Here is a 10643-nt window from a genome sequence, read left to right on the forward strand (position 1 = left end):
AAAGGGCCTGACAGGGATAAAAGTGACACAAAAATACCAACGAAAAAGCCGGTGATTTTTTGTGCGCTCGCGCAATGTCACACAACTGTAAGGCTGGCAGCGGATATACCACAGTTATACACAAGTCTATCCAGCCATTCTGTTAATAACGGCCGACCTGTGGAAATCACCCCAGAATCAGTGGTGTTTTTTTACCCATTAAAAGACCCCCTATGGAAACAGAGGCCTGAAAGTGGATATCCCGGAGTTATGCACAGGTCTATCCATGGATTCTGTTAGTAACCGTCTCTTCATCCGCTTGTCATCAGTTATAAACAACTACCTGTTTAGACAGAGGTGTCAGTTTTATTAAAGGTGGCACGGAAGTCTTTGTGATCGAAAGTTTGGGTTGGGTGGAATAAGAGGGAAATAAAAAAGCCCCTCTGAGTGGGGCTTTTTTATTTAGGTTGTGCTGAAGTATGCAGAAAATAGTTTGCTATGGTTCATAGGCATTTTCTGGAACCAGATCGTAATTCATTTCTTTTAGGCTCAGCTCATCAAGAGGAACCAGCTGTGCGGGAAGAGAAAAGCTACGTAGTGGCTTACCCTGGGCCCAGTCCAGGATAGTAATTGTTTCTGTTTCTTCTTGGAGCTGGTGTAGTAGGCCCTTTAGTGCGATCGCATTAGCTGAAGATAAGAAGTGATACTCATGCTCTCCCTGCAGCTGAACGAAACGGGACTCCTTGTCAGCTTCTTCAATACGAAGCCATGCCGTGCCTTTATCCACACCCTCTTCACCGAGGACCATAGGCCCAAGTGGGTCTTCATAGATCGAGGTTAAGTTGTTAACTATTGGAGGGCGTAATGTGCCAACCCAAACCCAACCAGAGAGACTTATACGACTTAACTGCCATTCACACAGCCAGACTGTCTGATCATCATCGATGCGAAACTCACGATACTCTCGCTGCCCAAGATAGCTGTCAAAACTAACTTCCTCGTTGGGGTTATCCCGACGGAAGCTGTGTAGCTGCTGGGTCATCTCATAATTGACTTCCCAGTGTTTTCTTAAGCGCCACTGCATAGGGTATTGACCCCACTCGACGATATATTCTTCCCGCTCGCGGATAGTTTCTACAACCCGCCAGAAGGCGCCATCAATCAAAATGCAGGTATCGCCAATTTTACAGCCTGGAGCAATGATGCTGCATTCCGGTGACGCCTCTGAAGCGCTGACAATATGTTCAGCGCGCCCTTCGATTACATCGTACCAGGGGAATCCATGGCGCAAGGGCGGAGGGAATGCGAGTGGTGGTCGACCACCGAGTAGGCGACGAAAAAGTACCGACTTCTCAATTTCCAGGTCAGAGAGAGTATAACCTTCCTGTTGGGTGATCTGCCCCCAGGCAAAGGCGGCTCGGATTAGGTGTTTTTCACGGTCTGAAAAGCTCATGGGTGCAGTCATGGGCAAACTAAAACGGAAACCTTACCACTGTGGGGAGGAGGGTGCTAATGCAATTCATTGACATGGGATGGTAAAGGACAGGTTTACTTGAGCTTAGATACACTGGGGTACTCGACAAATAGATTAGGAGAAGCTGTCGTGGTATGGATGCGGAGGTTATATTTCGGTTGTTTAGTAATGGGTTTTTTTATCGCCCATGGTGCTATGGCAGCCGAAGGAAATGGTGGGGCTGACGATTGCTATCTTGATGGATGGCAATACTCATTGCAGTGTTCTCGGATTACAGTTGGGAAAGGGGACACACAAGTTAAACTGGCCGTAATGGTTTCTCCCGCGCTGGATGAAAGCGGAGAAGAGCCTCTCTATCTACTCGCGGGGGGGCCTGGGCAGGCTGCGAGTGATCTTGCAATCCTGCTGAACAAGTTTCGTAAAATAAACCAAACGCGTGCAATCGTATTGGTGGATCGCCGCGGTGCAGGATTATCCCGCCCATTTAGCTGCGGTATTGATCGCAATACGCCAAACGAATTGGAGGTGATCTCAAAATCACTGGCAGATTGCTACCTGCAACAAACAACATTTGCCAATTCACTCAGTAGCCGCCAGACCATTGAAGACCTTGAACTGGTGCGGAAACATTTCGGCCACGAGAAGATTTCCCTGTGGGGTGGTTCCTGGGGAACACGGACAGCTTTACTTTATCAGCAGTGGTATCCGGACAGTTTAACTGCCTTGGTACTAGATGCGGTAGCACCTATAGATACAAAGGTGTTTTTAGGGGCTTCGGCTGCTGAGCATGCCTTGCAAACTTTAGTGAGAGACTGTCAATCCGATTTAGCCTGCTCCCGGTTTGGTGATTGGCGGGGAGAATTGGAACAATTGCTGATTAACTGGGATGACTCCGCTGCGAAAAAATTTCCGGACCCAGTTACGGGGAGAATATCCGAGCAACCCATGTCACTCTGGGCCTTGCAAAGCATGATCCGGGCGGCTTTGTACTCTCCCGAAGCGTCGGCGCAACTGCCATTTGCAATCACTGAAGCAGGCTCAGGTAATTACTTGCCATTGGCCGGTATAGCGGGATTTTTTTCAGATACAACAACGGGAATGTCCCTGGGCCTGACTTTCTCTGTTGCCTGCTCAGAGGAGTTACATCGAATCAGCGAGGAAGAAGTTGCTGCGGATATTGCTGGTGCTTTTATTGGTAGGGCTTTTCTTGAGTTTTTTTCTCGTGGTTGTGATGTATGGCCTGTGCCTAAAAGGCCTTATAGCAAACCTGAACCCCGTCACCATCCAGTATTGTTAATATCGGGTGAAGCGGATCCGATCACGCCGCCAATCTATGCACAAAAGGATCTTGATTATCTCTCCAATAAGCAGCACCTGATAGTAATGGGGGGAGGACATATTAATTCCATTCGAGGTTGTATTCCTGATTTGATTGATAAATTTCTTACTTCACCTGAAGTGAAGCTGGATCAAGCTTGTGTGAAGGATATTCACAGACCGCCGTTCATGATTGGAGCTTATGGACCAGAGTTGGATCGGAGAGGCGGTTCTGATTCAAAAGGAATGGAACAGGGGGGGAGCGGCAGTGATTAGAGTTAATTCGGTTAGTAAGCAGTTTTCGGGAACCCCTGTACTGAAGAACCTGAACTTTTCTATTGCTGATGGGCAGATAACAGCCTTACTGGGTGCCAATGGTGCGGGCAAAACGACATGTCTTCGCATTATTACCGGTTTACTAAAAGCAGATAGTGGGCATGCTTATGTTGGTGGCCTGGAGGTTTCAAAGTATCCGAAGGAAATACGTCGGCAGTTAGGCGTGGTTGGAGACCGGGAGGGACTTTATGAACGTCTTACCGTAGCGGAGTATTTGTCCTTTTTCGCCAGTGCCCAAGGGTTGGCTGGAGATAAATTAGAATTTGCATTGCAATCTGTGCGAGAAGAGTTAGAGCTATCCAGCCTTTGGAATCGTCGAACAAAAGGGTTTTCTCAAGGGGAGAGAATGAAGGTGTCTCTCGCTCGGGCGCTAGTACATCGGCCCTCCCATCTGATTTTGGATGAGCCCACCCGTGGTTTAGATGTGCTTGCTGCCAGGTTACTGCGTAGAACTCTTTTAAACTTGAGGTCAGAGGGAACAGCAATTTTATTTTCGAGCCATATTATGGCTGAGGTTGTAGAGCTATCCGATACTGTTTTAATCATGGCAAATGGCACTATTGTCGATAGTGGAACCCCGGGCGAACTCAATACACGTTCAGGTAGTAACAGCCTCGAGGATAGTTTCGTGAAGCTTGCTTATGGTCAAAGGGCAGGGAAGCGTCAGCAGGGAGAGGTAGCATGAGTATTGTCGATAATGTTTTATCACAGCAATTCCAAGCACTGGTTCTAAAGGAGCTTCTTGAAGTTTGGCGTGATCGGCGGGCTTTAATGATTGCATTGGGTTTTACCCTTTTATTTCCAGCAATAATGATTGGAAGTGGTGCCTTATCTTTTAAGGTAGTGTCCGAAACCAATTTAAATATTGCCATTGTAGGTAGTGACTATGCCCCTTTATTAGAGAATCAATTACATGGAACTGGTTTCCGGATTGATCTGTTGAGGGAGGGGATTCCACGTGAACTTCTTGAGGATAAATATGATGCTGTCCTACAAATAGGCAAAGAATTTGAGACAGACTATCGCAATCTCCTGTCTCCCAAAGTCTATTTGTATGTTGATGGTTCAAGTAAATCTGGTGGGCGAGGTATTCAGCTTATACAGGAGCGCCTGGGTACCTTACAGAAAACAATTATGCAGCAGCGTTTATCAGCACGTGGTATTGCGCCTCAGGTTCTTACTCCCTGGCAGTTACAAATAAGGGACGTTAGCACTCCGTCCAGCCGGGGGTTAGCTATTTTAGGAATTATGGTGCCAGTGCTATTGATTATGGCGTTGATGGTATGCAGCGCAGCTCCATCTATCGACACCTCTGCGGGAGAGCGGGAGCGCATGAGTATCGAAACCTTATTGCAGCAACCCTTGAATGGTTGGCAGATTATTGTGGCGAAAGTGCTCGCCGTAACCAGTATCGGTTGGTTTGGGTCACTTCTTTCGCTCGCAGTTTTAACGCTATCATTTACTCTTTTACCACTGGCGGAAATTGGAGTGCAGTTTTCTGCAGGAATAGCCGAGTTGGTGGCTATGAGTTTTTTGTTATTGCCACTGGCATTGCTGGTTGCTGTTCTCCAGATTCTTTTGGCCCTGCGCTCCCAGTCCTTTAAAGATGCACAAATCCAGCTGAGCATTTTGCAGGGATTACCTGTCGCATTGCTGATGATAGTAAATCTATCTGACATTAAATTGGACTCACCCGCTTGGCAACTGACCCCCTTAATCGGGCAGCAACAATGGCTCAGCCTGTTAATGGCAGGTGAGGCGATACCTGTACCCTTGGCTCTTGCTGGCTCCTTGGTCACCCTATCTTTGGTTGGGCTGTGTATATTAGTAGGTGCACGTGCTTTGAGTCGTGAGAGCCTGCTTGGGGCTACCTAGCTGATGAATTGAGAGTTGTATTGGCATGAATGACTTCCGCGAGGGGCTGCTGAGTATTAATTTGCAGTCAATTGCTGATAACTATCTAGATCTGACCGAGAAGTTGGCTGGTGGCGCCCGCTGTGGCGCTGTGGTCAAGGCGGATGCCTATGGCCTAGGTATGACCCAGGTAGCGCCGGCCCTCTACCGGCAAGGCTGCCGGGACTTCTTTGTTGCAACCCAAGCGGAAGGGGAGCGTCTTCGTAGAGAGCTGGGGGACGAGGTCCGCATCGTTATTCTAACCGGGGTGCGAAATGGGGCAGAATTAGAGTGTGCCCATGCAGGGTTGATGCCAACACTGTTTACCCTGGAGCAATTGCGCAATTGGGTCGAAATATGTGCTCGCGCGGAATTAGTGGCTCCCTGTGCGGTAAAAGTGGATTCGGGTATGACGCGCCTGGGTCTCAGCGAGGAGGAGTTTGAACTACTACTGGGGGACCGGCAATTACTTGGCTCCGCGGATATACGCATCCTTCTCAGCCATCTGGCTTGTGCGGATGAGCCGCTCCATCCACAAAATAGCTTTCAATTGCGCAGTTTTAAAGAAGCTGGTGAGAGGCTGCGTTCACTGTGTCCCGAGGTGCAGCTGAGCCTCGCTAATTCCTCAGGCATTTTCCTCGGTGAGGATTATCACTTTGATATTGCCCGCCCCGGATCTGCTCTCTACGGGATTAACCCGGTTCCCGGTACTCCCAATCCAATGAGGCCCACAGTAGCACTCAGTCTACCGATAGTGCAAAAGCGTTTTGTCAGTCGCGAACAGTCTGTTGGTTATGGAGCGACCCAACAGGCTGCAGCAGGAAGCTGGCTGGCAGTGGCTCGGGGTGGCTATGCAGACGGTATAATCCGGGCTCAGGGTGGCCGGGGTCGCGGCTGGGCCTGCGGTCGCCATCTACCGATAATCGGTCGTATATCTATGGATTCCACTACTTTCGATATCTCTGCGTTATCCGACCAAGACCGGGAATCTCTGCAGTCCATAGATGTTCTCAATAAAGAGCTAACGGTGGATGAGGTGGCAGAATACGCTGGCACTATTGGTTATGAGGTGTTGACCAGCCTCGGACATCGTTATTTTCGTCGCTATATAAAAAGTTGATCGCCTTGCAAGACACTATCGCAAAAAGCTCACTGGAACAGTTACGCCCGGTATTGGAATTACTGGCTGATGGTAATCTGCATTCTGGGGAATCTCTCGGTGCAGCCCTTGGAGTAAGCCGCGCTGCAGTGTGGAAGCAATTAAAGAAACTTGAGCATTACGGCTTGGCGCTCGAATCGGTTAAAGGGAGGGGTTACCGTTTGCCTGGAGGGTTGGAGTTGCTCTCTTCGGACAAGATTTACGAGGGGCTTGGGGATAATTCCAATGCTCTTTTACGCGAGCTGATTTTATTTGACGAGGTGGGCTCGACGAATACGCAGCTCTTAACTCGCATGGAGCAGGGTAGTGGGCATGCTATTGCCATGCTCGCAGAAAGACAGAGTGCTGGTCGAGGGCGTCGCGGTCGAGGCTGGATCAGCCCTTATGGGGTTGGGGTGAGTTTGTCTGTCGGCTGGGAGTTCAGCGGAGGAGTGCAAAGCCTGGAGGGACTGAGCCTCGCGGTAGGGGTGGCGTTGGCGCGGGCATTAGAACGTTTTTCGGTACCAGATATCCGCTTGAAATGGCCCAATGATATCTGGTGCCGTGGCCGGAAGCTTGCAGGGGTTTTGCTTGAACTCAAGGGGGATCTGACCGATCGCTGTGCAGTGGTTATCGGCATAGGGCTGAATAGTGGCCTGCGCATTGAAACCGCCACTGAAATTGATCAGCCTTGGGCGGATTTGCAGCAGATTTGCCCGGGGATACCGCGTAACCATTTAGTGGCTGCGATATTGGATGAGCTGTTACCGTTATTGCATGAATATCCACAAAGAGGATTTAGTGCTTACCGGGATGCCTGGACCAAGCTGGATCAATTTGCCGGCCAACCGGTCACACTGCAGGCCGGTTCTCAGGTTTGGGCCGGTATCGCCGCAGGGGTAGATGACAAAGGTGCCTTAATTTTAGATATGGATGGAGAGCTGAAACACTTTCATGGAGGGGAAATCTCTTTGCGGGGGCAGGTTTGATTCTGGAACTGGATATTGGTAATACCCGTGGCAAATGGCGCCTGTTAAACAAAGGGCAGGTAGATATGCGCGGGCATTTTGGTACCTCCGACTTGCGTGAAGGTCGTATGCCGGACGGCTGGGATAAGCTGGGCCTGGAGTTGCAGCCCAAGCGGGTTCGCGTGGTAAATGTTGCGGGCCCCGTAGTCGCTGAGTCGTTGTCAGAGCATGTAAGATCCTTGTTTTCTCTGGATGTGGAGTTCTCACAGGTACTCGAAGAATGTGCCGGAGTTACCTGTGGCTATGACAACCACCAGGTATTAGGTACTGATCGATGGCTGGCGATGCTTGCCGCATATGGCCGGGACCAGAGTGCAGCACTAATTGTGGACTGTGGCAGCGCGGTTACCCTAGATTTGATAGACAATAACGGAGGTCACCTTGGTGGGTATATCGTACCTGGGATAGGTTTAATGCAGCGCTCTCTGCGGCTGGATACTCATGCGGCCAAGAGTGCGCAGGCGTTTACATTGACGACATCGTTAAGTGCCGGGCGCAATACCGATGAGGCCATTAATCGCGGACTATTTCTAATGGTGCTTGGGGCAATCGATCGGGCACTTGATCAACTGCGAAATTATACTGGTGGGGAGCCGTTACTGTGGCTTACCGGTGGAGATGGGGCGCTACTGTCCTCTCTCTATCAAAGTGAGCATCACTTGGTGCCGGAGTTGGTACTGGATGGCTTGGCGTTGAGTAATCCCTAAATATAAAGACTGTTATGCGTTGGATCGCTCTCTTCTTACTGATACTTAATCTGGGGGTGTTTGCCTGGTTTATGGCGGCATCCCCAGCTAATGATGGCACCGTCAGTGTTGTCAGCCCAGGTCGGGGCACTGAAATCCAGGAAATTGTCTTGGTTAGTGAAATATCGCCAGAACAGCTGCCCCCAGTGGAAGAGGAGACGGCCCCGTTAGCCACTGAGGTCTCTGGAGAGCAATTGTGTACCTTGATCGGGCCTTTTCCCGAAGAATATCTGGGGAAGGATATAGTGGAGCGTCTCTCCGCCCTCCAGGTTTCTGCCAGTCTTCGCGAAATTCAAATGCAAGGGCAGATGCGTTACTGGGTTTTTTTACCGCCGCTGAACTCTCGTAGAGAGGCATTCAACCGTTTGCGTGAACTGCAGGCCCAGGGTATCGATAGCTATGTAATCCCCAAGGGTGCTCTTGCCGACGGTATATCATTTGGTATTTTCAGTGAACGCGAACGCGCAGAAGGTCTTGCTGAAGAGCTGGCGGAAAAGGGAATTGGGGCGCAGTTCCGTGAAGAGCCTCAGACTCATATGGAGCGTTGGATTATATTGGCGCCTGGGCAGGCTGAACGTTTGGCTGGAGAATTCTGGCAACATCTGCAGGAAGAGCACCCCAAGCTGGATCGGCGCAGAAATCTTTGTTCAGAAGTGGCGAGCTGAAAGGCTCTCGACTATAGGTCTTAATCCTCACGGCTTGATATTTAGCGGCTGAATTTTTCTCTATGAGGCAAATGGCGACACAAAAAATTCCGATTTATCTGTAAAAAGGGTGTTGCTTGTCAGGATAACTTCCCCTAGAATCCCGCCTCCATTGACGAGGCTGACCAATCAACTTCGCCAATGAATGGGATAGTGCTGGCGTAGCTCAGTTGGTAGAGCAGCTGACTTGTAATCAGCCGGTCGGGGGTTCGACTCCTCTCGCCAGCTCCATTTTATCCCAGCATTGTTCAACATTAAATTTCGCAGGTAAGTCTGTGAAATTTAAAGAAAAAAATGTTGACAGTGCAGCGGAAGGTGTAGAGAATGCACCCCGCATTGAGGCAGGGGTTCCCGAGTGGCCAAAGGGATCAGACTGTAAATCTGACGCGAAAGCTTCGGTGGTTCGAATCCACCCCCCTGCACCATTTTTTACACCGTAAGGTGTTGCCGGCGAAACGGATTGTTTCGTTTGGAGGCTCCCGCAAGCGGGCATAGTTCAATGGTAGAACCTCAGCCTTCCAAGCTGATGATGCGGGTTCGATTCCCGCTGCCCGCTCCAGTTATGGGTTCAGCTGGAATATCCTCCGGATTGGCAAGCCTTGTGGTCGCCTGGTTTGGCGAGATATTTGCTCATGTAGCTCAGGGGTAGAGCACACCCTTGGTAAGGGTGAGGTCGGCGGTTCAAATCCGCCCATGAGCTCCATTTTTAATAGCCGCGAGGGTGAGAGCTCTTGCGGTTGTTTGTGTCCGGGGTCGGGGTTTTCCGGGTCGGATGCGCATGTTCTGGACATGGGTGGGATCGTTAACGGCTCACCTATATTAGGAGGCTGCAATGGCAAAAGAAAAGTTTGAACGTTCCAAGCCCCACGTGAACGTGGGCACCATCGGTCACGTTGACCACGGTAAAACCACCCTGACCGCTGCTCTGACCCGCGTATGTGCGGAAGTATGGGGCGGTGACGCTGTAGCTTTCGACGGTATCGACAATGCACCGGAAGAGCGTGAGCGCGGTATCACCATCGCTACCTCTCACGTTGAGTACGAGTCCCCGACTCGCCACTACGCGCACGTAGACTGCCCGGGACACGCCGACTACGTTAAGAACATGATCACCGGTGCTGCTCAGATGGACGGCGCTATCCTGGTATGTTCCGCAGCTGACGGCCCCATGCCGCAGACTCGTGAGCACATCCTGCTTTCCCGTCAGGTAGGTGTACCTTACATCGTTGTGTTCCTGAACAAAGCGGACATGGTAGACGACGAAGAGCTGCTCGAGCTGGTAGAGATGGAAGTTCGCGAACTTCTGGACCAGTACGAGTTCCCGGGTGACGACACTCCGATCATCGTTGGTTCTGCTCTGATGGCCCTGAACGGCGAAGACGACAACGAAATGGGTACCACCGCTGTTAAGAAGCTGGTTGAAACCCTGGACGAGTACATTCCTGAGCCGGAGCGCGCTGTAGACCTGCCGTTCCTGATGCCGATCGAAGACGTATTCTCCATCTCCGGCCGTGGTACCGTGGTAACCGGTCGTGTAGAGCGCGGTGTAATCCACACTGGCGACGAGATCGAAATCGTTGGTATCAAAGAGACCACCACTACCACCTGTACTGGTGTTGAGATGTTCCGCAAGCTGCTCGACGAAGGTCGTGCAGGTGAGAACATCGGCGCGCTGCTGCGCGGCACCAAGCGTGACGAAGTGGAGCGTGGTCAGGTACTGGCTAAGCCTGGTTCTATCACTCCGCACACCAAGTTCGAAGCGGAAGTGTACGTACTGTCCAAGGACGAAGGTGGTCGTCACACCCCGTTCTTTAAAGGCTACCGTCCTCAGTTCTACTTCCGTACTACCGACGTAACTGGTGCGGTAGAGCTGCCGGAAGGTACTGAAATGGTAATGCCGGGCGACAACATTCAAATGGTTGTTACCCTGATCGCTCCGATCGCCATGGAAGACGGCCTGCGTTTCGCTATTCGCGAAGGTGGTCGTACCGTAGGTGCGGGCGTTGTTGCTAAGATCATCGAGTAATC

General features: G+C 50.7%; 9 protein-coding genes and 4 tRNA genes. 12 read left to right on the forward strand and 1 reads right to left on the reverse strand.

Going from position 1 to position 10643, the window contains the following annotated elements:
* Positions 1 to 475: 475 nt before the first annotated feature.
* Positions 476 to 1432, reverse strand: coding sequence for a hypothetical protein (locus G367_RS0100275; protein WP_020411093.1), 957 nt, complete (start codon positions 1430 to 1432; stop codon positions 476 to 478).
* 189 nt (positions 1433 to 1621) lie between these two features.
* Here G367_RS0100275 and G367_RS0100280 point away from each other — a divergent pair, with 189 nt between their 5' ends.
* The 12 genes from G367_RS0100280 to tuf all read left to right on the forward strand — a co-directional run bounded on the left by G367_RS0100280 (position 1622) and on the right by tuf (position 10641).
* A complete protein-coding gene (locus tag G367_RS0100280; RefSeq protein ID WP_020411094.1) occupies positions 1622 to 3046 on the forward strand; it encodes an alpha/beta hydrolase in 1425 nt (474 codons plus the stop codon).
* On the forward strand, positions 3039 to 3791 hold the full coding sequence (locus tag G367_RS0100285) for an ABC transporter ATP-binding protein (RefSeq protein ID WP_020411095.1): 753 nt from the start codon (positions 3039 to 3041) through the stop codon (positions 3789 to 3791). The genes G367_RS0100280 and G367_RS0100285 overlap by 8 nt, the downstream gene beginning before the upstream one ends.
* Positions 3788 to 4981 (forward strand): ABC transporter permease, encoded by a 1194-nt coding sequence (locus tag G367_RS0100290; protein WP_020411096.1) that lies wholly within the window; start codon positions 3788 to 3790, stop codon positions 4979 to 4981. The genes G367_RS0100285 and G367_RS0100290 overlap by 4 nt, the downstream gene beginning before the upstream one ends.
* A 25-nt stretch (positions 4982 to 5006) precedes the next feature.
* Positions 5007 to 6119, forward strand: coding sequence for an alanine racemase (gene alr, locus G367_RS0100295; RefSeq protein ID WP_020411097.1), 1113 nt, complete (start codon positions 5007 to 5009; stop codon positions 6117 to 6119).
* Between the two features lie 5 nt (positions 6120 to 6124).
* Positions 6125 to 7126, forward strand: a complete 1002-nt coding sequence (gene birA / locus G367_RS0100300; RefSeq protein WP_245556634.1) for a bifunctional biotin--[acetyl-CoA-carboxylase] ligase/biotin operon repressor BirA — start codon at positions 6125 to 6127, stop codon at positions 7124 to 7126.
* Positions 7123 to 7872, forward strand: coding sequence for a type III pantothenate kinase (locus G367_RS0100305; RefSeq protein WP_020411099.1), 750 nt, complete (start codon positions 7123 to 7125; stop codon positions 7870 to 7872). The genes birA and G367_RS0100305 overlap by 4 nt, the downstream gene beginning before the upstream one ends.
* A 14-nt stretch (positions 7873 to 7886) precedes the next feature.
* Complete coding sequence (locus G367_RS0100310) at positions 7887 to 8576, forward strand: SPOR domain-containing protein (RefSeq protein WP_020411100.1); 690 nt, start codon at positions 7887 to 7889, stop codon at positions 8574 to 8576.
* 194 nt (positions 8577 to 8770) lie between these two features.
* A tRNA-Thr gene (locus tag G367_RS0100315) sits at positions 8771 to 8846 on the forward strand.
* Between the two features lie 110 nt (positions 8847 to 8956).
* A tRNA-Tyr gene (locus G367_RS0100320) sits at positions 8957 to 9040 on the forward strand.
* Between the two features lie 60 nt (positions 9041 to 9100).
* Positions 9101 to 9174, forward strand: a tRNA-Gly gene (locus tag G367_RS0100325).
* 69 nt (positions 9175 to 9243) lie between these two features.
* A tRNA-Thr gene (locus G367_RS0100330) sits at positions 9244 to 9318 on the forward strand.
* 129 nt (positions 9319 to 9447) lie between these two features.
* Positions 9448 to 10641: an elongation factor Tu gene (gene tuf, locus G367_RS0100335; RefSeq protein ID WP_020411101.1), complete on the forward strand. Its 1194-nt coding sequence runs from the start codon at positions 9448 to 9450 to the stop codon at positions 10639 to 10641.
* Positions 10642 to 10643 lie beyond the last annotated feature (2 nt).

The organism is Microbulbifer variabilis ATCC 700307 (assembly GCF_000380565.1).
Lineage (GTDB): Bacteria > Pseudomonadota > Gammaproteobacteria > Pseudomonadales > Cellvibrionaceae > Microbulbifer > Microbulbifer variabilis.